The 22,443-nt window shown below is 69.8% G+C and carries 18 protein-coding genes; 9 read left to right on the top strand and 9 right to left on the bottom strand.

Annotated elements, in window-relative coordinates; genetic code table 11:
* Position 1: 1 nt before the first annotated feature.
* The 3 genes from PKA16_RS05130 (at position 2) to PKA16_RS05120 (ending at position 3,565) form a co-directional block, all read left to right on the top strand.
* Positions 2-400: a CidA/LrgA family protein gene (locus PKA16_RS05130; protein WP_324401059.1), complete on the top strand. Its 399-nt coding sequence runs from the start codon at positions 2-4 to the stop codon at positions 398-400.
* Entirely contained in the window at positions 397-1,131 is a 735-nt protein-coding gene (locus tag PKA16_RS05125; protein WP_324401057.1) for an LrgB family protein, read from the top strand. The genes PKA16_RS05130 and PKA16_RS05125 overlap by 4 nt, the downstream gene beginning before the upstream one ends.
* Positions 1,132-1,231: 100 nt before the next feature.
* Entirely contained in the window at positions 1,232-3,565 is a 2,334-nt protein-coding gene (locus tag PKA16_RS05120) for an FUSC family membrane protein (protein ID WP_324401055.1), read from the top strand.
* Here PKA16_RS05120 and PKA16_RS05115 read toward each other — a convergent pair.
* Positions 3,528-4,745, bottom strand: coding sequence for an MFS transporter (locus PKA16_RS05115; RefSeq protein WP_324401053.1), 1,218 nt, complete (start codon positions 4,743-4,745; stop codon positions 3,528-3,530). The genes PKA16_RS05120 and PKA16_RS05115 overlap by 38 nt on opposite strands.
* A 350-nt stretch (positions 4,746-5,095) precedes the next feature.
* Here PKA16_RS05115 and PKA16_RS05110 point away from each other — a divergent pair, with 350 nt between their 5' ends.
* Together PKA16_RS05110 and mutS are read left to right on the top strand one after the other, a co-directional pair.
* Positions 5,096-10,315, top strand: coding sequence for a RecQ family ATP-dependent DNA helicase (locus tag PKA16_RS05110; RefSeq protein WP_324401051.1), 5,220 nt, complete (start codon positions 5,096-5,098; stop codon positions 10,313-10,315).
* Positions 10,316-10,505: 190 nt separating this feature from the next.
* Entirely contained in the window at positions 10,506-13,121 is a 2,616-nt protein-coding gene (gene mutS, locus PKA16_RS05105) for a DNA mismatch repair protein MutS (protein ID WP_324401050.1), read from the top strand.
* Between the two features lie 373 nt (positions 13,122-13,494).
* Here the strand turns inward: mutS and PKA16_RS05100 are convergent, their stop codons facing one another.
* Positions 13,495-13,818, bottom strand: coding sequence for a hypothetical protein (locus PKA16_RS05100; protein ID WP_324401048.1), 324 nt, complete (start codon positions 13,816-13,818; stop codon positions 13,495-13,497).
* A 71-nt stretch (positions 13,819-13,889) separates the two neighbouring features.
* Here PKA16_RS05100 and PKA16_RS05095 point away from each other — a divergent pair, with 71 nt between their 5' ends.
* Positions 13,890-14,741, top strand: a complete 852-nt coding sequence (locus tag PKA16_RS05095) for an alpha/beta hydrolase (RefSeq protein ID WP_324401046.1) — start codon at positions 13,890-13,892, stop codon at positions 14,739-14,741.
* On the opposite strand, the gene PKA16_RS05090 is transcribed toward PKA16_RS05095, so the two are convergent.
* From PKA16_RS05090 to PKA16_RS05075, 4 genes are read right to left on the bottom strand one after another with little or no spacing between them, the layout of a single operon-like run.
* Complete coding sequence (locus tag PKA16_RS05090; protein WP_324401045.1) at positions 14,704-15,288, bottom strand: alpha-ketoglutarate-dependent dioxygenase AlkB; 585 nt, start codon at positions 15,286-15,288, stop codon at positions 14,704-14,706. The genes PKA16_RS05095 and PKA16_RS05090 overlap by 38 nt on opposite strands.
* 31 nt (positions 15,289-15,319) lie before the next feature.
* Positions 15,320-15,562, bottom strand: a complete 243-nt coding sequence (locus tag PKA16_RS05085) for a hypothetical protein (protein WP_324401043.1) — start codon at positions 15,560-15,562, stop codon at positions 15,320-15,322.
* Positions 15,563-15,615: 53 nt separating this feature from the next.
* A complete protein-coding gene (locus PKA16_RS05080) occupies positions 15,616-16,164 on the bottom strand; it encodes a histidine phosphatase family protein (RefSeq protein ID WP_324401041.1) in 549 nt (182 codons plus the stop codon).
* On the bottom strand, positions 16,161-16,955 hold the full coding sequence (locus tag PKA16_RS05075) for an adenosylcobinamide-GDP ribazoletransferase (protein WP_324401039.1): 795 nt from the start codon (positions 16,953-16,955) through the stop codon (positions 16,161-16,163). Before PKA16_RS05075 ends, PKA16_RS05080 begins: the two co-directional genes overlap by 4 nt.
* Before the next feature lie 154 nt (positions 16,956-17,109).
* Between PKA16_RS05075 and PKA16_RS05070 the strand changes: the two genes are divergently transcribed.
* Positions 17,110-17,676 carry a hypothetical protein gene (locus PKA16_RS05070; protein ID WP_324401037.1) on the top strand — a complete coding sequence of 189 codons (567 nt, stop codon included), beginning with the start codon at positions 17,110-17,112 and terminating at the stop codon, positions 17,674-17,676.
* Between the two features lie 255 nt (positions 17,677-17,931).
* Here the strand turns inward: PKA16_RS05070 and PKA16_RS05065 are convergent, their stop codons facing one another.
* The 3 genes from PKA16_RS05065 to PKA16_RS05055 form a co-directional block, all read right to left on the bottom strand.
* Positions 17,932-19,146, bottom strand: a complete 1,215-nt coding sequence (locus PKA16_RS05065) for a serine hydrolase (protein ID WP_324401036.1) — start codon at positions 19,144-19,146, stop codon at positions 17,932-17,934.
* A 164-nt stretch (positions 19,147-19,310) separates the two neighbouring features.
* Positions 19,311-20,396 carry a nicotinate-nucleotide--dimethylbenzimidazole phosphoribosyltransferase gene (gene cobT / locus PKA16_RS05060; protein ID WP_324401034.1) on the bottom strand — a complete coding sequence of 362 codons (1,086 nt, stop codon included), beginning with the start codon at positions 20,394-20,396 and terminating at the stop codon, positions 19,311-19,313.
* 376 nt (positions 20,397-20,772) lie between these two features.
* Positions 20,773-21,297 carry an Rrf2 family transcriptional regulator gene (locus tag PKA16_RS05055; RefSeq protein WP_324401032.1) on the bottom strand — a complete coding sequence of 175 codons (525 nt, stop codon included), beginning with the start codon at positions 21,295-21,297 and terminating at the stop codon, positions 20,773-20,775.
* A 38-nt stretch (positions 21,298-21,335) separates the two neighbouring features.
* On the opposite strand from PKA16_RS05055, the gene fdxA reads away from it, so the two are divergent.
* Both fdxA and PKA16_RS05045 read left to right on the top strand, forming a co-directional pair.
* Positions 21,336-21,659 carry a ferredoxin FdxA gene (fdxA, locus tag PKA16_RS05050; RefSeq protein ID WP_324401030.1) on the top strand — a complete coding sequence of 108 codons (324 nt, stop codon included), beginning with the start codon at positions 21,336-21,338 and terminating at the stop codon, positions 21,657-21,659.
* Between the two features lie 63 nt (positions 21,660-21,722).
* Entirely contained in the window at positions 21,723-21,992 is a 270-nt protein-coding gene (locus PKA16_RS05045; protein ID WP_324401028.1) for a DUF2249 domain-containing protein, read from the top strand.
* The last annotated feature ends 451 nt before the right edge of the window (positions 21,993-22,443 follow it).

Genomic DNA, 22,443 nt, shown 5'->3' with positions numbered 1-22,443 from the left:
GATGACCGCCCGCGGCAGGCGCGCGCTGCATGTCGCCGGGCAAGGCAGCCTCGGCCTGGCAGTGCTGGTGCTGGCGCAACTGGCCGGGCAGTACGTGGTCACGCGCTGGCAGCTGACGATCCCGGCGGCGCTGGTCGGCATGGCCCTGCTGCTGGCGCTGCTGATGGCGCTGGGCCGCGTGCCCGGTCCGGTGGCCCTGGTGGCGGATGGTCTGCTGCGCCACATGATGCTGATCCTGATGCCGGCGGTGGCGGGCATCATGGACCACTTCGCGCTGCTGCGCGAGCACTGGCTGGGCCTGCTGGCCGCGGGCATCCTCGGCACGCTGCTGACCATGGCGCTGACGGCCGGCGCGCTGCGCCTGGCGCTGGCGCGCTCGCACGCACCACCCCGCGCATGACAGCGCTGCTGGACACCCTGCACACCGGCGCGCAGGCCGTGCTGTGGATCGGCGTCAGCGTGGCGGCCTATGCGGCCGCGCTGCGGCTCTACCGCTGGCGCAACGCCAGCCCGTTCCTGATCCCGGTGGCCACGGGTGCCGCGCTGCTGGTGGCGATCCTGCTGGCCAGCGGCGTGCGCTACCAGAGCTATCGGGAGGCGATCCGGCCGCTCGAGGCGATGCTGGGGCCCGCCACCGTCGCGCTGGCGGTCCCCCTGTACCGCCAGCTCGAGCGCCTGCGGCGCATCTGGCTGCCATTGACCTTCGCGCTGGCGATCGGCTGCATCGGCGCGGTGGTGTCGGCGGTCGGCATCGCCTGGGCCTTCGGCGGAACGCCCGAGCTGCTGGTGTCGCTCGCGCCCAAGTCGGCGACCATGCCGCTGGCGATCCCGGTCGCCGAGCGCCTGGGCGGACAACCCTCGCTGGCTGCGGTGGCGGTCGCCTTCACCGGCGTGGTCGGCGCCGTCGCGACGCGGCCGTTGATGCACCGCGTGCAGATCGAAGACGATCGCGTGCGCGGCTTCGTGTCGGGCCTGACCGCGCACGCCATCGGCGTGGCGCGCGAGCTGCAGGTCAGTCCCGTCGGCGCCGGTTTCGCGGCGCTCGCGATGTGCCTGAACGGCATGGCGACGGCGCTGTTCGTGCCGATCGCGCATGGGGTGATGACGCACTGGCTGGGCTGGCTGGCCTGACTTCCGGTACGTTTCCCGCGCGCCCGTCGTGCAACAATGCCGCGCAGCGTCGCCGCCACCCGGCCGCGCGCGCAACCGGCAAGCACGTCGCCGACCCGTGATGGCCCCCTCCCTGAACACGCACCTGCGCCAGGCGCGCCGCACGCTGCTCGGAGCATCTGCGCTCAATGGCGCCTCGGTGGCGCTGGGCATGCTGCTGGTGGCGGGCCTGGTGCATGCCCTGCTGGGCAGCCACGCCGCGACCAACGCCAGCGTCGGCGCCATCGTCGCCCTCATTCCCGACATGCCGCGGCCGCGCCGCGGCAAGCTGGCCCACCTGGTGGCGGCACCGTTGCTCGGCGTGCCGCTGTTCCTCGCCGTCCAGTTGCTGCGCGGCCATCCGCTGGAGCTGGGCCTGCTGCTGGTGCCGGGCACCTTTCTCGCCTTCCTGTCCACCGCCTGGGGCCGCCGCGGCATGCCGGTGGCCGCGGCCCTGATGTTCGCCATGCTGCTGGCGATGGCGCCGGCGCCGGCCGCCGATGCGCACGAGGCCATGCTGCGCACCGCGTGGTGCGCGCTGGGCGCCGTGCTCTACGTGCTCTACGGCACGGCCAGCAATACGCTGCTGAACGGCCGCTACCGCACCCAGGCGCTGGCCGAGCTGCTGCTGTCGGTGGCCGCGCTGCTGCGCCTGCATGCGCAGCGCATCGAGCGACCGCTGGATGACCCGGGGTCCGGCACCGAGGACCCACGCCCGCTGGGCGAGGTGTTGCGCCGCCAGGCCGCGCTGGCCGAACAGATGCAGGCGGCACGCGACCTGGTTCTGGAGGCACCCGGCACGCCGCGCCGCCAGCTGCTGGCTGGCATGCTGGTGGTGGTGCTGGAGATGCGCGATCGCCTGATCGTGGGCGAACTCGACCTCGAACGTGCGCACGCCAGCCAGTCCGCCAGCCTGCAGCAGCTCGCGAAGATCCTGGAGCTGATGGCACAGGACGTCGAGCAGGTGGCCGACGCCCTGCTGCTGCGCCGCACGCCGTCGGCCGCGCACGACCACCGCGACCGGCTGGAGGCGCTGCGCGCGCAGGCGCAGGACGCGGTCCAGCATGCCGACGCGCCGGACGACGACGCGCTCGAGCAGGCGGCGCTGCTGCGCAGCATCAGCGTGCGCATCGGCGACCAGGACGCCGCCGTGCGCCAGCTTGCCGCGCTGGCGCGCGGCGAGGAAGCGCCCGACCTGTCCGCGGTGCGCAGCGGCTGGCAGCTCTTCGTCAGCCCGGCCTACTGGTCGCTGCAGCCCCTGCTGGGCCTCTGGCACTGGCGCCAGCCGGCGCTGCGCCACGCGCTGCGCGCGGCGCTCGCGATCGGCGCCGGCTACGGCCTGGCGATGGCGCTGCCCTGGGGTTCGCGCGATTACTGGATCCTGCTGACCATCGTGGTGGTGCTGCGCGGCAGCCTGGCGCAGACGCTGGAGCGGCGCAACCAGCGCGTGCTCGGCACCCTGGTGGGCAGCCTGCTGGCCGTCGGCCTGCTGATGCTGGAGCCGCCGCCCGTCCTGCTGCTGCTGGTGGTGATCGTCGCCCAGGGCGTCGCCCACGCCTTCGTGGTGCGCCGCTACACCATCACCGCCGTGGCCGGATCGGTGCTCGGCCTGCTGCTGGCGCACCTGCTGTACGCTGCCAGTCATCCGGCCTTCGACTTCGTCGAGCGCGTCGGCGACACCCTGCTGGGCACGGCGATCGCCTGGGGTTTCTCCTACGTGCTGCCGTCCTGGGAGCGCGACCAGATCGCCGCCACCGTGCGCCGCGTCTGTCGCGCCATGGCCCAGCACGCGCGCCACTCGCTGGCACTGGCCAAGCTGGCCGAGGTCACCGGCCAGCCCGAACTGGCCTGGCGGCTGGCGCGGCGCGAGGCCTACGACGCGCTGTCGGCGCTGGTGCAGGCCACCGGCCGCGCCCTGGTCGAGCCGCGCGCCGTGCGCCCGCCGCTGGCCACGCTCGAGCAGCTGCAAGGCCATGGCTACCAGCTGCTCGGCCAGCTCAGCGCGATCCAGTCGATCCTGCTGCTGCGCCGCCAGCGCCTGCAACTGGAGGCCATCGCCGAGCCACTCGCCGCGGCCGGCCAGCAGATCGCGCGCGCGCTCGACCTGGGCCAGCCCTGGACCGGCGCAGCGGCAGCGGCAACCGCCGCGACCGAGCCCGCCCTGCCTGCAGTGCCGGAGCACCTGCCCGATCCCCTCGCGCCCGACTCCGGCCCCTGGTTGCTGCGTCGCCTCAGCTTGGCGGCGTGCCTGGCCTGCCGGCTGCGCGAGGACGCCGAGCGCGTGCTGCGGGAGCGCTCCCCCGCCCGGCCCGACACCGGCGTCCCGGCCACTGGCGCGGTACCGGCGGCGCCGCCGGACCCCGCGAGCGAGCCCGGGTTCAGCTCCGCGCCAGCGGCGCCGCCGGCGCCGCAATGAAACGCCACGCCACCAGCCAGCCCAGCACCTGGGTCGCCGCCATCAGGGCCACGGTACCCGGCCAGCCGCCGTGGTGGTAGGCGAAGCCGCCCAGCCAGGCGCCGCAGAAGCCGCCCGTGTAGTAGGCCGTGTAGTACAGCCCGCTGGCCAGCGAACGCCCCTCGGTGATGCGGTAGGCGATGTAGCTCACGGTGGCGGACTGCGTGATGAAGGTACCGCAGGACGCCAGCGTGAGCGCCAGCACGATGCCGCCGGCCGAGGGCAGCAGCGTCAGCAGCACGCCCAGCACCGAGGCCAGCACGGAGGCCAGCAGGGTGCGGCGCGCGCTGAAGCGCGGAATCAGGCGCCCCGCCAGCGGCGTCACCAACACGCCCACCAGGTAGACGGCGAACACGTTGGCCAATGCGGCCGGACCGAAGTGGTAGGGCGCCGCGGCCAGGTGGAAGTTGATGTAGGTAAACATGCCCACCTGGGCGAACAGCACGGTGAAGCCAAGCGCGCACGCGGCCTGCAGCGTCCGGTTGCGCAGCAGGCCGGCGAGCGTGCCCAGCGCCGCATCCAGGCGTGCGTTGGCGCGAAAGTGGCGCGAGGCCGGCAGCACGCGCCAGACCAGCACCGCGCCGGCCAGGTTGAGCGCCGCCAGCACGCCGAAGGCGGGGCGCCAGCCCATCAGCTCGGTCAGGTGCCCGAGCAGGAAGCGGCCGAGAAAGCCGCCCAGCACGTTGCCCGTGATGTAGACCGCCATCACGCGCGCCATCGCCGCGCGCCGGAACTCCTCGCCGATGTAGGCCAGCGTCACCACCGTCACGCCGGGCACGGCCAGACCCTGCAGGAAGCGCAGCACCGTGAGCCCGCGCACCGTGGTCACGCCCATCATCAGTGCCGTCGGCAGTGCCAGCACCAGCACCGAGGCCACCACCAGCCACTTGCGTCCGAGCGCGTCGGAGAGCATGCCCATGAGCGGCGAGATCAGGGCCACCGCCAGCACCGTCGCCCCGACGGCGCTGCCGATCTCGACCACGCTGGCCCCCAGGTCGCGTTGCAGCTCGGGCAGGATCGACTGCACCGAATACACCTGCAGGAAGGCGAACACGCCGACCAGCGCCAGCGTCGCGAGCAGCAGCGCGCCAGGGCGATCGTTGTAGCTGGCGACGGGGGCGGGATACTGGACGACAGGCATGGCCACGGCAGGGGCGGCGCATGCCCGGACCGGGCGAGGCCGGCGACACGCGAGCGTCCAGTTTAGCGGGGCCGGCGCTGCTGCGCCCGCAGCGGCGGCCGGCCGGAAGCATGTCCCGCCGCAGCGCCGGTGGGCCGGCGCTGTGATTGCCGGCAAAAGCCGGTCACTGACACTTCCCGCTCACCCACCGAAGCAAGGTACCGGACGAATTCCCTTGCATGCGATGCTGACTGCGTACGACCGCGAGTCGCAAACCCGCCTGCCCCGGTGCATGCAGACCGCGGAAGCGTGAATTAATCCTGACGCGCAGACGCGTAGCTTTGTGTTACAAGGGTTTGCCCTTCCGCAACTTGCTGTTTGCCTGGCCTTTCATGGAAACGCCCGTTGTTGATTCCTTGCGCGCACGTGCTCGACGCATTGTCGCCGAGGGACGGCTTGTTTCCGTCGACGTCGAAGCTCTCCCTGAAAAGAACAACCGGATCTTCGCTATTGGCGCCGTTCGCTCGGACCGCGCAGACACGTTCAACAGCACCTGTTCGGCGGCAAAGGCCCCGTCGGTCGCCATCTCCTTGAACCGCTTTGCTCACGGAGGCAAGGTGCTCCTGGGCCACAATCTCAAGCGCCACGATGTCCCGCTGCTGTGCGACCAACTGCCGCAGCTTGGATGCCTGCACTGGCCTGTGCTGGACACGCTGGAGCTGTCCGCCCTCGCCTTCCCCAGCAATCCCTACCACAGGCTGGTCAAGGGCTACAAGCTGATCACCGACGAGCGCAACAACCCCACCAAGGATGCACGGGTGGCGCTCAACGTGTTCGAGGAGACGGTCGAGGCGCTGCTGGAAACGCACGAGCAGGCATCCTGGTGGCTGACACTGCTGCACTTCCTGTTGCGGGACGATGAGGGCATGGCCCTGCTGCTGTCCCAGGTCCGTGAAAAAACGGCACCAACCGGAGAGATGGCCGCCCGCATCGTGATCGCGCGCTTTGCCGAGCGTTGCTGCACCACCCACCTGAAGGCCTTGGCGGCCGATATGGAGGGTTCGTCCACCAACCATGACCCATGGTCGGTGGCTTTCGCCCTGAGCTGGGTCCGGGTCGCGGGCGGCAACTCCATCCTGCCCCATTGGGTCTTCCATGAAATGCCGGCTGTCCGGCAATGGATCGCCAGACTGCGGGAAATCGACTGTGGCCAGCCGGACTGCGTCTACTGTCGTCAGAACCATCATCCCGAGTCGCTTTTGTCGACCCTGTTCGACAAGCCGGGCTTTCGACCCCATCCGACTGCGCCCGACGGCGGTTCCCTGCAGCGCGCCATCGTCAGCGCCGGCCTGGCGCGTGAGAGTCTGCTGGCGGTCCTGCCCACGGGAGGCGGGAAGTCGATCTGCTACCAGTTGCCCGCACTGGTCCACTACCGCCGGTCAGGCCGCCTCACGGTGGTCATTTCCCCGCTGCAATCGCTGATGCGCGATCAGGTGGAGAACCTGATGAAGGCGGACATCCAGTGCGCGGCCACGGTGAACGGCATGCTCACCCCGCTGGAACGGCGGGACGTGCTGGACCGCATCCGTCTGGGCGACATCGGCATCGTGCTGGTCTCGCCCGAGCAGTTCCGTAGCCGGACCTTCGTCGAGGCCATCCGCATGCGCGAGATCGCGACATGGGTGTTCGACGAAGCCCATTGCCTGTCCAAATGGGGGCACGATTTCCGCACGGACTACCTCTACGTCTCCCGTTTCATCCGAGAGCACTTCCCGGGCCAGGCGCCGATTGCCTGCTTCACCGCCACGGCCAAGCCCGATGTCATCGAGGATCTGTGCCATCACTTCCAGGAAAGCCTGCAGCTCCAGCTGAAGACGTTCCTGGGTGGTCACGAGCGAGAAAACCTGTCCTATGCGGTGGTGTCCACAACGGGTGGAGAGAAGCCGCAACGCATCGTGGAGCTGCTGCGCGACGGCTTGCACCGGGAAGACGCTGCCGTGATCTTCTGCGCCACCCGCAAGAATGCCGAGACGATCGCCCAGATCGTCGCAGAACAAGGCATCCAATGCGCCTGCTACCACGGGGGGCTCACCGCCGATCTGCGCAAGGAAACCCAGCGACGCTTTCTCGAGGGCGAGCTCCAGGTGATTGCGGCCACCAACGCCTTTGGGATGGGAGTGGACAAGCCCAACGTCCGCATGGTCATTCACGCCGAAATTCCCGGCTCCCTGGAGAACTATCTGCAGGAGGCAGGCCGGGCGGGCCGCGACGGCGAAGAAGCGCACTGCATCCTGCTCTTTGATCCACAGGACGTGGAAACCCAGTTCCGCCTCTCCTCTCGCTCCCAGCTGTCACCGCGCGACTTCACCGGCTTGCTGCGTGCCTTGCGCGGCCAGGCCCGGAAACTGGGCAAGCGCGAAATCGTCGTTTCGGCGAAAGAACTCCTGGCGCAAAGCTTCGGAACCGCCATCGACATCGATGCGCCGGACGCTTCCACCAAGGTAATGACCGCCATTGCCTGGCTCGAACGCCATGGCTTTCTCAGGCGCAACGAGAATGCCACCAGGGTGTTTCCCGCCAGCCTGCGGGTGAACTCGTTGCAGGAGGCCAAGGAGCGAATCGAAAAAGCCAACCTGAAAGGCTCTGTTTGGCAGCAATTCCTCGCGGTCGTCACAGCCCTGTTCCGCTCGGAGGCCCCTGAAGGGCTAAGCACCGACGAGCTGATGCTCGACGCCGGAATTCGGCCAGAGGAATGCTTTCGCATCGTCCACCAACTCGCCGATCTCGGAATTCTGGTCAACGACCTCGGACTCACGGTGCGCGTGGTGCGTGGCGTGGGGGGAGCGTCCACCTCTCGCCTGGAATTGCTGAGCGCCATGGAGAAGGAGCTTCTGGAGCTCATGGCGGAGCAGGCACCCGGCGCCGACCAGGACGAGGCCCAGCAACACCTGAATCTGCGGGCGGTCTGCACCGAGCTGCGCCAGCGTCTGAAGCTGAACGACGGAAAAACCCAACTGGATCCGACGCAGCTCCGTGCTTGCCTGCGCTCAATGGCGGATGGTTTCGGTCCTGGCAATGACAAGCGCAGCATGCTCGATCTGCAGTCGTTGGGCGATGACACCCTGCGCGTCACCCTGCGCCGACCCTGGTCTCAGATCCGTCGGATCTGTGAACTGCGCCGCGCCGTCGCCCAAGTCACCCTGAACCGCCTCCTGGCCGAAATTCCCGATGGCGTCAAAGGCGCGTGCCTGGTCGAATGCAAGGCTCAGGCCCTGATCGATGCCCTCAATGACGATCTGGCGTTGAAAGCCCTGCTGCGTGAACCAGCCGTGGCTCTGGAGCATGCACTGCTGTACCTGCACCAGACACGCGTGCTCGAGCTGGACAAGGGGCGCTCCGTCTTCCGCTCCGCCATGACCATCCAGATGGAGGAAGACACGTCCAGGCGCTTCAATCAAGCGTCGTTTGCACCGCTGGAGGAGTTCTACAAGGAGCGGACGCTGCAAACCCATGTCATGCACGAGTACGCCAAGCTCGGTGTCGAGGACCCGAAGCAAGCAGCGGCCTTGGTCAAGGCCTACTTCACCCTGCCACACAAGCAGTTCATCAAGGAATTCTTCCGTGGGCGGACGGACTTGCTGGAACGCAAGACCACGGACGAATCCTATCGGCGCATCGTAGACGACCTCCGCCACCCAGTGCAGGAGGCATTGGTCACCCAGCCAAGAATCGGCAACCACCTGGTTCTTGCCGGTCCCGGATCCGGCAAGACGCGAGTGATCGTGCATCGCATCGCCTACCTGCTGCGCGTGCTGCGTGTGCAACCCGGACGCATCATCGCTTTGGCCTACAACCGCGGCGCGGCGATCCAGCTGCGTCGGCGCCTGCTGGCCCTGGCCGGAGCCGACGCGCAAGGCGTTCTGGTGATGACCTATCACGCAATGGCGCTGCGCCTGACAGGAACCAGTCTGGCGGGAGCCGAGCGGACCGCCACCAGCATCGACTTCAGGAAGATGCTGCAGGATGCCATCGACCTGCTCGAAGGCAACAGCCCGACCTTGAACGACGCGGACGACGTTCGAGATCGATTGCTGCAAGGCTACGAATACATCTTCGTGGATGAATACCAGGACATCGATGAGCAGCAGTACGCTCTGGTCAGCGCCCTGGCTGGCCGCCGACGTGCCGACGCGGACACCAGGCTGAGCATCATGGCCGTTGGCGACGACGACCAGAACATCTACTCCTTCAAGGGCGCGAACATCGAATTCATCCGGCGTTTTCGGGCCGACTACGAAGGCGATCTGACCTATCTGGTCGAGAATTTCCGCTCGACCCAGAACATCATTGCGGCGGCCAACCATGTGATCCAGCGCAGCGCGCACCGGATGAAAGTCGATCACCCCATTCGTATCGACACCCGGCGCAAGGACGATCCCCCGGGGGGTCGATGGAGCCAAATCGACAAGGAAGGCCACGGCGCGGTACGCTTGATCACCAGCCCGGCCGAACCCAATCTCCAGGTCCAGCTGGTCCATGCCGAAATCCAGCGTATCCGGGAGATCGACCCGACCGTGAAGCTGTCGCAAATCGCAATCCTGTGTCGCACGCACGCGCCACTGGAAAGGATGAGAGCCATTTGTGATATCGAGGCCCTGCCGTGCGAGCTCGCGGGGCCGGAAGCAGCCAAGGGAGAGATTTCACTGATGCGGACCCGGGAAGGCTGGGTCCTGGCCCAGGCGCTGCGGCGGCGTCAGCTGCGCTTGCTCCGCCTCGATGCACTGCGCAGATACCTGAATCGGCAGCGACACACCCACCCCCGGAATCCTGTCTTTCAGGACTTGCTGGAGATCGTGGAGGACACTGCCGCCACGCTCCAGGCAGAACTCGTTCCCGCCGGCGAGCTGCTCGATCTTCTCTACGAAGCGGCCGGCGAAATTCGGCGAGACGGCCGAGGCAACGCCATCAAGCTGATGACGGCACATGCCGCCAAGGGCCTCGAATTCGATCACGTCATCGTGCTGGACTGCGCCGACTGGCGCTGGGGTCAGGAGGATGAGCGCCGCCTCCTGTACGTAGCCATGACACGGGCGCGCCAGACGCTGACCCTGATGCGCGCGGAAGGCGGGCACAACCCCTATCTCATGGATCTCGGGACCGTCGAGGGCGTGCAGGGCCAACTGCCCGCGGTGCGCCCACGGCACCGCACCGAACTCGAGCGCCGCTACGTCATGCTGGGGCCAGCCAGCATGGACCTCGGGTTTTCCGGCCGCAAGCCGCCGGCGCATCCCATTCATCGCGCGATCGCAGCTCTGCAGGCGGGGGATTCGGTTGCGGTCAAAGGACGGCTCGTTCACTCACACGCAGGACAGGTCGTTGGCCGTCTGGCCGCAAGCGTGGACGAGGTTCCCCTTCAGGAAGGGTTCGCCTCCATCGTGGCCGTGATGGTCCGCACGCAACTCCAGACACCCGAGGCGTACCAGGCTTCGCTGCAATCAGAACATTGGGAGATCCCGCTCGTGGAAATCGTCCTTCTCCCAGCTGAAGAAACTGACGGACAAAGGGTCGAGCATGTGTCGCAAGGTGGTTGAGTCGCGCAGGCAGGCGACTGCCTGACTCACCACCTCAGGAGAAGTTCGGTGCATTTGATCTGCTGACGCGCGCGTTCGATGGATCGTGCACGGACCCCGTACGACAAGGCAATCGACGCGCCGACGGATCGGCACCGCGATTGCCGACAATAGCGGACTGCCGACGCCGCCCGCGCGCCCATCCGCACCGATGTCCAGCCCTGCCCCCGACCTCTCCGCCCACACGCCCATGATGGCGCAGTACCTGCGCCTGAAGGCCGACTTCCCGGACACCCTGCTGTTCTACCGCATGGGGGATTTCTACGAGATGTTCTACGCCGACGCCGAGAAGGCGGCTCGCCTGCTGGACATCACGCTCACCACGCGCGGCCAGTCCGCTGGCCAGCCGATCCCGATGGCGGGCGTGCCGTTCCACTCGGTCGATGGCTACCTGGCACGCCTGATCAGGCTGGGCGAATCGGTCGCGATCTGCGAGCAGGTGGGCGACGTCGCCAGCGCCAAGGGGCCGGTCGAGCGCAAGGTGGTGCGCGTGGTCACGCCCGGCACCCTGACCGACAGCGAACTGCTCGCGGAGAAGAGCGAATCCATGCTGCTGGCCCTGCACGCCGGCGCGCGCGGGCGCTTCGGCCTGGCGTGGCTGGCCGTGACCCAGGGTCGGGTGCACCTGGCGGAATGCAGCGCCGACGAGCTGGCCGGCTGGCTGGCGCGCATCAACCCGAGCGAGCTGCTGCTGGCGCAGGAGGCCAGCTCCGCCACCGAGCAGCGCCTGCGCGCGGCGTTGCCTGCCGGCGCGCGCGCGCCGGCCTTGACCCGCCGCCCGGGCTTCCAGTTCGATGCGCCGCTGGGCCGGCGCCAGCTGTTGACGCAACTGCAGGCCACCAGCCTGGCGGCCTGGAACGCCGAGGAGCTGGCGCTGGCCCCGGCCGCCGCCAGTGCCCTGCTGGCCTATGCCGAGCACACGCAGGGGCGCGCGCTCACGCACGTGCACGAGTTGCAGGTGGAGCGCGCAGGCGAGCTGATCGAGCTGCCCGCCACCACGCAGCGCAACCTGGAGCTGGTGCAGACGCTGCGCGGCGAGGACGCGCCGACGCTGTTCTCGCTGCTCGACACCTGCATGACCGGCATGGGCAGCCGCCAGCTGAAGGGCTGGCTGCTCGCGCCCGCGCGCGACCGCGGCCAGGCCAGTGCGCGCCTGGTCGCCATCGACGCGCTGCGCGAGGACGGGCTGTGGCAGAAGCTGCGCGCCGAGCTGAAGGGCACGAGCGACGTCGAGCGCATCACGGCACGACTCGCGCTCGGCCAGGCGCGCCCGCGCGAACTGGTGGCGCTGCGCCAGGCACTCGCCAAGCCGCGGCTGCGCGCACTCGTGGAACCAGCCGGCGCGCCGCTGCTGCGGCAGCTCGCCAAGGACCTGGTGGCGCCACCGGAGGCGCTGGCGCTGCTGCAGGCGGCGCTGCTCGACGAACCGGCCGCGCTGGTGCGCGATGGCGGCGTGATCGCCCCGGGGCTGGACGCCGAGCTGGACGAACTGCGCGCGATTGCCGAGAACTGCGACACCTTCCTGCTCGAGCTGGAGGCCCGCGAGCGCCAGCGCACCGGCATCGCCAACCTGCGCGTGCAGTTCAACAAGGTGCACGGCTTCTACATCGAGGTCACCCAGGGGCAGGCCGACAAGGTGCCGGCCGACTACCGGCGTCGCCAGACGCTGAAGAACGCCGAGCGCTTCATCACGCCCGAACTCAAGACCTTCGAGGACAAGGCCCTCTCGGCGCAGGAGCGCGCGCTGGCGCGCGAGAAATGGCTGTACGAACACCTGCTCGGCGAGCTGCAGCCGCAGGTGCCGCAGCTCACGCGCCTTGCCCGCGCCATCGCCACGCTGGATGCGCTGGCGGCACTGGCCGAGCGCTCGCTCACGCTGGGCTGGTGCGCGCCCGAATTCACCGCGCATCCCGGCATCGAGATCCGCGCCGGCCGCCACCCGGTGGTGGAAAGCCGCCTGGCCGAGACCAGCGGCGCACCCTTCATCGCCAACGACACCCTGCTCGGTCCGAGCGCGCGCATGCAGGTCATCACCGGGCCCAACATGGGCGGCAAGAGCACCTACATGCGCCAGGTCGCGCTGATCGTGCTGCTGGCCTCGATCGGCTCGCACGTGCCGGCGCAGAGCTGCCGCCTGGGACCGATCGACGCCATCCACACCCGCATCGGCGCCGCCGACGACCTCGCCAACGCCCAGTCCACCTTCATGCTGGAGATGACCGAGGCGGCGCAGATCCTGCACGGCGCGACCGACCAATCGCTGGTGCTGATGGACGAGATCGGCCGCGGCACCAGCACCTTCGACGGCCTGGCGCTGGCCAGCGGCATCGCCGCCCACCTGCACGATCGCCTGCAGGCCTTCACGCTGTTCGCCACCCATTACTTCGAGTTGACCGAATTCGCCGCCACGCACCACGCGGCGCGCAACGTGCACGTGGCCGCCGCCGAGAGCGGCCACGACATCGTGTTCCTGCACGCGCTGCAACCCGGCCCGGCCAGTCGCAGCTATGGCATCCAGGTGGCGCGCCTCGCGGGCGTGCCGGCGGCGGTGGTGAGCCACGCGCGCCACGTGCTGCAGCAGCTCGAGCAGGGCGCGAGTGCCGCCCAGGCGCAGGTCGACCTGTTCGCGCCGCCCCCGACTCCGAGCGGGGTGCCCGAGCCGTCCGAAGTCGAGCAGGCCCTCGCGGCCATCGACCCCGACGAGCTCAGCCCGCGCGAGGCGCTGGCAGCGCTCTACCAGCTGAAAAAGCTCTTGCCTGGGCGCTGAAGCCGCGCCGGCTCAGGGCCCATGAACGAAGCCAGAGGCCGCGCCCGTTCGCTCGCTCCGAAGGCGCGCAGGCGCCTTTGGCGCCACGGAGCTCACCGTGGCCTGGCACGCCGATGACGGCACTGCCGGGCGCATGCAACCGCCGGATCCAGGATGAATCGATGGCGCTCGAAAGGCTTGTCACAACCCCTCCGATCCAGGCTGGGTGGCGCGGCTCCAGCAGTGCGCGGGCGCTGCCGGACGCCACGAAGAAGGCCAGCCCTTCGCTGGCCTGCGCCCTGCGAGGGCAAAGCGCCGTCGTGGCGAGCATTCGCGACGCCGGGCGGACGGGTCTTGGCGGCCAAGGCGGGTGCGCGGCATTTTGCGCAGGCTCTCAACCCTGCCAGAGACGATAGCCCAGGTAGGCCAGGAGCAGCAGCACCAGCCAGGTCCAGGCCGTGGCGCCGGAGCGCGGCACCTCGCCCGGCGACAGGTCCCGGCCGCGGCTGCGCGGCGCGCCCGGGTCGGCTGCGCCGCGCCCGGCCGCCGGGCCGGCAGGGGGGCGCGCCCCGCCAGGCGTCGACCTGGTGGGGCGCGCCCGGTCCGATGCGGGGGCGGCGGGCGGTTGCAGCAGGACCCGAAACAGCTTGCCCAGGTTGCGCTCCTTCAGGGCCTCGAGCAGTTCGGGCGGCAACGGCGGCGGCGGGGGTGAGGTCATGGCGTGTCCTTCAGCGTGGCGCGCGTCCCGTATTGTGTCCCTGCCGTGGTGCCCCGGCACAATAGCAGCCCATGTCGTCCATTGTCTTTTCCCACGGCAACAGCTTCCCTGCCAGCACCTACCGCGTGCTGCTCGACAGCCTGCGCGCACGCGGCTTCACGGTGCACGCCATCGAGAAGTTCGGACACGACCCGAAGTACCCGGTAACCGACAACTGGACCCGGCTGGAACGCCAGCTGGCCCACTTCGCGGCGCAACGCAAGAAGGAGGCCGGCGGCGCCCTGCCCTGGCTGGTCGGCCACTCGATGGGCGGCATCCTGAGCCTGATGTGCGCGGCGCGCCACCCCGAGCTGGCACGCGGCGTGGTGATGCTCGACTCGCCGGTGCTCAGTGGTTGGCGCGCCGGTGCCGTGCGCATGGCCAAGCGCACGCCGCTGATGCGGCGGCTGTCGCCCAGCGCGGTGGCGCTGCGCCGGCGCAAGGAATGGGACGACCGGCAGGCGGTATACGAGCATTTCCGCGCCAAGAAGCTGTTTGCCGCCTGGGACCCCCAGGTGCTGCGCGACTATGTCAATCACGGCACCATCGACGCCGAGGGCACGTGGCGCCTGGCCTTCGACCCCGAGGTCGAGTCGCGCATCTACGAGACGCTGCCGCACAACCTCGACCGCCTGCTGCGCAAGCACCCGCTGCAGCGCCCGGTCGCCTTCATCGGCGGCATCTCGTCGGTCGAGATGCGCCAGATGGGCGGCCTGGACGCGACGGCCGAGCTGACGCAGGGGCGCGTGACCATGATCGAGGGCACGCACCTGATCCCGATGGAACAGCCGCTGGCCACGGCGGCGGCGATCGAGGCGCATATCCGCGCCATGGCGAGCGCCGCCGTCACGCGCGCGGCGGCCGCACCCGAAACGCCAGGCTGACACGCGGTCCGGACGCCACGCGGCATTTCGGGATGCCGTGCTCATGCGTGGACTGGCTGGCGTGGCTCATCACCAGCACGCTGCCCGGCTGCAGCGTGACGCGCCGGCTGGCGCCGCCGCCGGTCGGGCGGATCAACATGTCGCGCGGCGCCCCCAGCGAGACGATGGCGATCGGCCAGCCGGCCACCAGCTCCGGCTCGCGATCGCCATGCGGCGCCACGCTGTCGCGGCCGTCGCGGTACAGGTTCAGGCCGACGTGGGTGTAGGGTGCCGGCGCCACCGCGTGCACCGCTGCCAGCGCCGCGTCCAGGCAGGGCGGGCGCTCGGGATCGCGCAAGGCCAGGTTGGCGATCAGGCGCGGCACGTCGATGATGCGCTCATACATCGGGCGCCGCAGGCTGCGCCAGGGCACGGCCGCCAGCAATTGCGCCAGCCAGGCAGAAGCCGTCTCGGCAGGCACGCAGCCAGGGTGGTAGACGATGCCACCCTCGGCGTCGCGCACCAGCGCCAGCGACTCCGCAGCAAACATCGATAACTGTACATTCATACAGTCATGTTAATCCTGCATCCCGCCTTCTTCAAGTGCCGGTGCCAGCCGCGCTATCGGGGCGGTGGCGCGACCCCACGCCCACCATGCGCGCCAGTTCGATCGCTGCCAGACCAGGACCATCCGGCACCACGAATGCCTCCGCTGCCCGGTTCTCCGCAGCCGCCTGAAAGCGCAACCGGCGGCGCTCGCCCTGACCGTCAACCAGGAGCCGGCCGCCGACACGCGCTCGATCAAGCACGCTCACCACGACATCATCCAGGTTGCGCGCCACCTCGTCGCCTGCGGACGGGCGCTGGCCGAAGTGGCCGCGCGCGGACAGCCGCGCTACCGTACGTCGAGCGTCAGCACCGCGCCAAAGGCCAGCCCGTCGGCCGGCCAGTCCGACGCGGAGCACACCTGCCGCCGACCAGCGGCCAGCAGCCTGGCCACACGGATCACGCCGGCATGGGTGACCCACACCGCATCGCGCCCGCTGGCGCGCCAGTCGTCCCAAGCCATGGCCACGCGCGCCATCAGTTCGGCCACGCTGTCGCCGCCGCCCGGTCGCGCATGGGCGAAATCGGCCATCCAGGTGTCGAACTCGGCGCGCCCGATGTCGGCCCAGCGCCGCTGCTCCCAGGCGCCGAAGTCGAACTCGCGCAGTCGCGCGTCGGTTTCAGGCCCCAAATCGGCCCGCAGCGCCTCGATGGATTGCGCCAGCAGCCCACATCGCCGCAGCGGCGAGACGCGCATCGCCAAGCCCACCGGCAGGCGCTGGGCCAGCGCCTGCGCGGCGGCGCGCGTGGCGCCGGCATCGGCCGGCAGGTCGCTGCTGCCATAGCACAGGCCTGGCGCGGCCGGAACCTCGGCATGGCGCACCAGCCACAGCCTCATGCCGACGCCAGCCCGAGGTAGAGTGCCAGCTCGCAGAGCTGCTGCGTGGCGCCCAGCGTGTCGCCGGTAAAGCCCTGCAGGCGCCGGCGCAGCAGGCGCAGCATGGCAGCCAGCGCCAGCAGCGACAGCAGCAGGGCCGTCCCCAGGGCCGGCACGCCGAACCTCCAGGCCAGCAGCAGCAGCGCCGGCAGGCTCCAGGCCAGCCCGGCGAGGACGGTGGCAATGCCGGCCTCCTCGGCCAGGGGCTTGGACTTGCTGCCTGCCTCCTCGCTGACGTAGGGCAGCGCGACCATCACGCCCAGTGGCGCGAGGCGCGACAGCACGTGGGCGGCAAGCAGCGCGGCCGCCACGCTCACCTCGCCGTGACGGGCCAGCAGTGCCAGCAGCGCGACCTTGAGCAGCAGCACCAGCAGCAGGCCGAGCGTGCCGTAGCTGCCGATGCGCGAGTCCTTCATGATCGCCAGCGCGCGCTCCCGGTCGGCGTTGCCGCCCAGGCCATCGAGGGTGTCGGCCAGGCCGTCCTCGTGAAAGGCGCCGGTGAGCCAGGCGGTGGCGGCGGTGGACAGGCCCGCCGCCACCAGTGCCGCCAGCGGCCCGCTCGGCAGCCACGCCAGCACCACCCACAACACGCCCGCGCCCCACGCGCCCACGACCCAGCCGACGCCCGGGAAATGCCCGGCGCTGGCATTCAGCAGGGCCGGGCTGTAGCCGACCCAGGCCGCCAGCCGCCCGGTGACCGGGATGCGGGTGAAGAACTGGAGCGCGAGCAGGTAGTGGCGCAGCGTTTGCATGCCGGGGCGTCCTGTCGGCTTCAGGCTGTCCGCCCGGCGCGCTGGCGGGCAGCCTGCAACAAGACGCGGCAAGCTGTAAACAATAAGAAGAAAGAATACGTCATCTTCCAAATAGCCACGCCGCGTGTTACGTTTTGCTTTCAATTCCCGAGAGATGGCCATGGCCACCAGGCAGCCACCTGTCGATCTCGACCAGCTCGCGCGCGAGGCTGATGCCCCCGAGCCCGGCTGCGAGGCCGAAGTCGCGGCCGCCGAACAGTTGTTCGCGCGCTTCGTCGACGAAAAGGTGGCGCTGGCGTTGCTGCCGTCTCCGGCACGCGAGTTGCTCGGGCCGACCGAGCGCTGGCGCTGGTGCCTGCTGCACATCCGCTGCTGCATTGTATTTGGCTGGCTGCTGTGCCGGCGCCCGCGCAGCTTCCGCCTGTCGGCCCGCCATCTGCAGTTGTCTGGCGTCGCCTGCCTGCTCGACCGGCTGGGCCAGCCGCCGCTGCGCATGGAACCGCTGCCACAAGGAGACGAAGACCATGGAACCCAGAAGCGGCAGTTGACCGCTTGCCTTCTTCACGAGAGCCGCATGAACCCTGACTTCCGCTGCTTCGATCACCTCCACCTGGCGGGCGAGCGCGTCCAACTGCCGTTTTTGCGTGGAATGCTGTGGATCCAACCGCACAGCGGTGGCGAACCCGCCGACGCCGGCGACGCGCCCCGCGTGGCCCGCTGAGCCAGGCCGCGGGCCGGCGCCAGCCGCACCGGCGCCCGTACCCGTGCCATCCGCCGGCACGTTCGCGCTGCGCTACCTGACACACTCGCCGACACTGGTGCGCGGACCACGCACCGGCGCCGGCTCTACCGCTTCTCCGGAGCCGCGCCGATGCAGGCCGTGGCACGCGCCGACGTCGACGCACTGCTCGCATCGGGACACCTTCAGCGCGTGGCGCAGCCGCACGCCACCCGCGCGGCGATGGCGCCGCGCAGCTCACCCACCGCGCCCCGCCGCCTCGTCGTCGAGCGCCTGGCGCACCGCCTGATAGAAGGCCTCGCGCGCGGCGTACTGCGGGTTGTCGGCGGAGCCGGCCTTGGCCCAGTCGGAGTTGGTGACGATCACCAGCTCGCGCGCCGGGTCGATGAAGATGCCCTGGCCGAAGATGCCGCGCGCGGCAAAGCTGCCATCGTCGTAGGTCCACCACTGGTAGCCGTAGCCGCGCCCCGGCGCGCCGATGTCGGCCTGCTTGCGCGTCGCCTGTTGCAGGAAGCCGTCGGGCACAACGGATTCACCCTTCAGCCTCGCGCCCTCCAGGATGAACAGGCCGAAGCGCGCATAGTCGCGCGGCGACGCCTGGATGCAGCAGCCGCTGATCTCCTGGCCGGTCCTGGAGAGCAGCCAGGTGGCCTGCTGCTCGCTGCCGATGCGCGACCAGATCTTCTCCTGCATGTATTCGGTCAGCGGCTTGCCCACCGCGCGGCTGATCAGGATGCCGACCAGGTTGGTCTCGCCAGTGCTGTAGTTCCAGCGCGTGCCGGCAGGTGCCGCGCGCGGCAGCTTTCTCAGGTAGCTCACCAGCGCGTCCACGCCCGGCTCGGGCGGGTGGTTGTTGAAGCGCGCGACGTCGGAATCGGGGTCGCCGTAGTCCTCGTTCCACCGGATGCCGGAGGTCATGGTGAGGAGCTGGCGCACGCTGACGTCGTCGTACGCCGAGCCCTGCATGTCGGTGATGTAGTCGCTGACCCTGTCGTCCATGCTCTTGATGAAGCCGTCCTTCAGCGCCGCGCCGACCAGCGTCGAGGTGAACGACTTGGCGACCGAAAAGCTGGTCCAGCGCCCGCTGCCGTCGAAGCCCAGGCCGTAGCGCTCCAGCCGCAGCTGCCCCCGGTGCACGATCAGCAGCGCCGCGCCGTATTGCTCGCGCATGTAGGCGTCGATGTCCAGCGGGAGCTTGAGCGGCGGGCCGGGCGGCAGCGGCCGCGCCTGCGTGCTGGGTGCTGCCGTGCGCCACCTGGCCAGCAGCGCGATGCGGTCCATGGCGCGGAACGCGGCATCACGCTGCTTCTGGCTCCAGAACAGGATGTCGCGGTTCGTCGGCATCGTGGCCAGCAGGGCGCGCGCCTCCTTGTCCAGGCTGAACCAGCCAATGGCGCCGGCCGCGAGCACGACCAGCAGCAGCGTGAGCAGGATTCGCTTGAAGATTTTCAACACCGGTCTCCCCGATAGGAATTCGCCTTGAAGATTGGCAGGTGACAAATGATCGGCGCGCCTCGGTGACAGGGACGCTCCGCGCCATGCCGGCGCGCGCCGCTGTCATCCGTCATCCCCCGGGACGCGAAACGGTACGCTTCGGCGTGGCGCGCATGGTAGCGTCACTCCCGGTCGGACACCCCGGCCGACTCGAAGCTCGCCATCTCGTTGAGGATGCGGCAGGCGGACTCCAGGACCGGCCAGGCCAGCGCCGCCCCGCTGCCCTCGCCCACGCGCAGGCCCAGGTCCAGCAGCGGTGCCACGCCCAGCAGGCGCAGCAGCAGCGCATGGCCCCGCTCGTCGGAGCGGTGCGCGAACACGCAGCGCTGCAGCACCGGCGGCGCGACGCGGCTGGCCACCAGTACCGCGCTGCTGGCAATGAAGCCATCGACGACGATCACGCGCCGCTCGCTGGCGGCCTGCAGCACGCTGCCGACCATGGTGGCGATCTCGAAGCCGCCGAGCGCCGCCAGTGCGTCCAGCGGCTCCACCGCCTCGGCATTGGCCGCCAGCGCCTCGCGCAGGATGGCGGTCTTGCGCGCGATGCCCGCCGCATCCAGTCCGGTGCCCGCCCCCGTCACATCGGCCAGGTCGATGCCGCCCAGGCGCGCCACCAGCAGCGAGGCGGCGCTGGTGTTGCCGATGCCCATCTCTCCGAGCAGCAGGGCGTTGCCGGGCCGCGTGCGCAGCAGCTCGGCGCCATTGGCCAGCGCCTGCCGGCACTGCGCCGGCGTCATCGCCGGACCCATGCTGCAGTCCTGCGTGCCCGGCCCGAGCTTGCGGATCACCAGGCCGGGCGCGGGCGCGAAGTCGCGGCGCACGCCGCAATCGACCACGGTCTGCGCGATGCCGTGCTGGCGCGCCAGCACGCTCACTGCCGCGCCGCCGGCCAGGAAATTGCCCACCATCTGCCCCGTCACGTCGCTCGGGTAGGCCGACACGCCGCGCGCCGCGATGCCGTGGTCGGCCGCGAACACCAGCAGCTGCGGCTCACGCAGGCGCGGCTCGCTCGTGCCCAGGATCAATCCCAGCTGCTCGGCCAGCGTGGCCAGCCACCCCAGGGCGCCCGCGGGCACGGTCTTGCGCTCGATGCGTCGGCGCAGCGTCGCGGCCAGCGCAGGCTCCGACAGCGCTGGCACCTCGGGCGCGGACCAGACCGCGCCTGCCTGGACGCCCGGCAGGGTTTCCGGGGGTTCGTGGGTCTTCATGGAACATGCCTTCCCGTTGCAATGGAAGCCTTCATTGTGACCGGTTGGTCGCCCTGCGCCGGACACGGCCCGACGGCCCCGCGCGGCAGTCCGGCGGCCGCGAGACCGGGTGCGGCCCACTGTCCGACGCGCCGGCGGCTCGGGATCACCAGCCCCCACGCACTGCCGGCAGATCGGCCATCGGGAACATCCGGCACCTGGCGCCCCAGCCGGCCAGCGCCACGGGACCCTGCCGTGGCGCGCCGCAGCAGTATCCGTTGCGCCACCGCGCTCCACGTGATCCAGGACGCCGGCAACGACACGGCGCCAATGGCCGCAGGGCCACCACCCCGGGCGGCGCGCACGCGGTACGCCGGGACCCCGGGGTTGTCTCAGTTCAGTCGACCGCGAGTCGCTCGCGCAACGCCGCCGGGTCGCGCACCAGGTCGGCCAGCGTGTGCTCGTTCAATTCGGCGTAGAAGGTGCGGAAGGCCCGGTCCAGGATGCCGGCCAGGCGGCAGGCCGAGGCGATGCGGCAGTGCTTCATGTCATTGACCATGCAGGCGGCAAAGGTGGTGTCGCCCTCGCACAGGCGCGCCACGTCGCCCAGGCGGATCTGCGCCGCCGGCTGGCCGAGCTGCAGGCCGCCGCCCTTGCCGCGCACCGTCTGCACCCAGCCGGAGCGCCCGAGCTGGTGCACCACCTTGGTCAGGTGGTTGACCGAGATGCCGTAGGCGTGCGCGATCTCGTCCACCGTCGCGCGCCGCTCGCCCTGCAGCGCCAGGTACATCAGCACGCGAAATGCATAATCGGTAAACGTGGTCACGCGCATGGCAGCAATCGATGGGCAGGACGCCATGTCGACAATGCGGGCTTGCGTTGCAGCCACGTGCGCCATGACGTACAGTAAAGATGCATTCATTATGCATTTTTAGGTTTTTCCCTGCACAACGACCTGCCATGACCTTTGTCGTTACCGAAGCCTGCATCCGCTGCAAGTACACCGACTGCGTCGACGTCTGCCCGACGGACGCGTTCCGCGAGGGGCCCAACTTCCTGGTGATCGAGCCGGACGACTGCATCGACTGCGCCGTGTGCGTGCCCGAGTGCCCGGTGAGCGCGATCTTCGCCGACGAGGACGTGCCCAAGGACCAACTCGACTACATCCCGCTGAATGCCGAGCTGGCGCGCGAATGGCCGACCATCTCACGCAAGATCGCGCCCCTGCCCGACGCCGACGAGTGGGCCGAGGTGCAGCACAAGCGCGAGCACCTGCAGCGCTGAGGCGCGCCGCCCCCGAATCTTCACCCCCCAGGAGTCTCCTCCATCATGGCCTTGATCCAACCCATGCAAAACCTGCCCGGGCACGACCACCGCACGCCCGAAGCGGTCTACGGCTTCGACGCGCGCGGCGTGGCGCGGCGCTTTCGCCACGCCGCCATCTTCGGCGCGCTCGACACGCTGCAGCCCGGCGAGGTGATGCGCTTCGTCAACGACCATGACCCGATCCCCCTGCTCGGCCAGCTCACGGCGCGCTATGGCGAGGAGATCCAGATCGAATACCGCCAGCGCTCGCCGGAGGGCGTGGTGATCGACTTCATCCGGCCGGCCGAATGACGGATGACCGATGACTTCGCTGCGCTTCAACGACAAGGCCGCGCCTCGCCCCGCGCGCGTCGGCCGCAGTCGTCTTCCATGCGAAGCTGAATGAGTCAAGGCGTCGGGGGTGGCGCGTGCCGCTCCTCCGGACACCGGAAAGGCCACGCAAGTGCGTGGCCTTTTTTTTGCTTCGCCATCTGCCTCGGCGCGCCGCAGACGACCTGGCCATCGGGCCGAGCGGGCACACGCTGGTGCCGCGCGGGGCTTGCCCTGACCCGGCCCCGAGCGGGCCCAGCCCGGCCAACCCGGCTCACCCTGGAAACGGCAGTTGACCGCTTGCAACCTTCTCCAAACCCGCATGGCCATGGACGTTGGCAGCTTCCCTCCCGTTCACCACACATGGGTGGGCACGCCACACGCCCGCCAGCACCACGCTCGCCGCGCCATGCGTCGTTGATCGTCCTTGCAG

It is taken from the genome of Ottowia sp., assembly GCF_035325765.1.
GTDB lineage: Bacteria > Pseudomonadota > Gammaproteobacteria > Burkholderiales > Burkholderiaceae_C > Ottowia.
This window is presented reverse-complemented; position numbering and strand designations above follow the sequence as displayed.

Excerpts from the sequence above, each read along its gene's own strand:
- fdxA (WP_324401030.1), top strand. The coding sequence starts at position 21,336 with ATGACCTTTGTCGTTACCGAAGCCTGCATCCGCTGCAAGTACACCGAC.
- PKA16_RS05090 (WP_324401045.1), bottom strand. The coding sequence starts at position 15,288 with ATGAATGTACAGTTATCGATGTTTGCTGCGGAGTCGCTGGCGCTGGTG.
- PKA16_RS05080 (WP_324401041.1), bottom strand. The coding sequence starts at position 16,164 with ATGAGGCTGTGGCTGGTGCGCCATGCCGAGGTTCCGGCCGCGCCAGGC.
- PKA16_RS05070 (WP_324401037.1), top strand. The coding sequence starts at position 17,110 with ATGGCCATGGCCACCAGGCAGCCACCTGTCGATCTCGACCAGCTCGCG.
- PKA16_RS05130 (WP_324401059.1), top strand. The coding sequence starts at position 2 with ATGACCGCCCGCGGCAGGCGCGCGCTGCATGTCGCCGGGCAAGGCAGC.
- cobT (WP_324401034.1), bottom strand. The coding sequence starts at position 20,396 with ATGAAGACCCACGAACCCCCGGAAACCCTGCCGGGCGTCCAGGCAGGC.
- PKA16_RS05120 (WP_324401055.1), top strand. The coding sequence starts at position 1,232 with ATGGCCCCCTCCCTGAACACGCACCTGCGCCAGGCGCGCCGCACGCTG.
- PKA16_RS05075 (WP_324401039.1), bottom strand. The coding sequence starts at position 16,955 with ATGCAAACGCTGCGCCACTACCTGCTCGCGCTCCAGTTCTTCACCCGC.
- PKA16_RS05055 (WP_324401032.1), bottom strand. The coding sequence starts at position 21,297 with ATGAATGCATCTTTACTGTACGTCATGGCGCACGTGGCTGCAACGCAA.
- PKA16_RS05045 (WP_324401028.1), top strand. The coding sequence starts at position 21,723 with ATGCAAAACCTGCCCGGGCACGACCACCGCACGCCCGAAGCGGTCTAC.
- PKA16_RS05125 (WP_324401057.1), top strand. The coding sequence starts at position 397 with ATGACAGCGCTGCTGGACACCCTGCACACCGGCGCGCAGGCCGTGCTG.
- mutS (WP_324401050.1), top strand. The coding sequence starts at position 10,506 with ATGTCCAGCCCTGCCCCCGACCTCTCCGCCCACACGCCCATGATGGCG.
- PKA16_RS05095 (WP_324401046.1), top strand. The coding sequence starts at position 13,890 with ATGTCGTCCATTGTCTTTTCCCACGGCAACAGCTTCCCTGCCAGCACC.
- PKA16_RS05100 (WP_324401048.1), bottom strand. The coding sequence starts at position 13,818 with ATGACCTCACCCCCGCCGCCGCCGTTGCCGCCCGAACTGCTCGAGGCC.
- PKA16_RS05115 (WP_324401053.1), bottom strand. The coding sequence starts at position 4,745 with ATGCCTGTCGTCCAGTATCCCGCCCCCGTCGCCAGCTACAACGATCGC.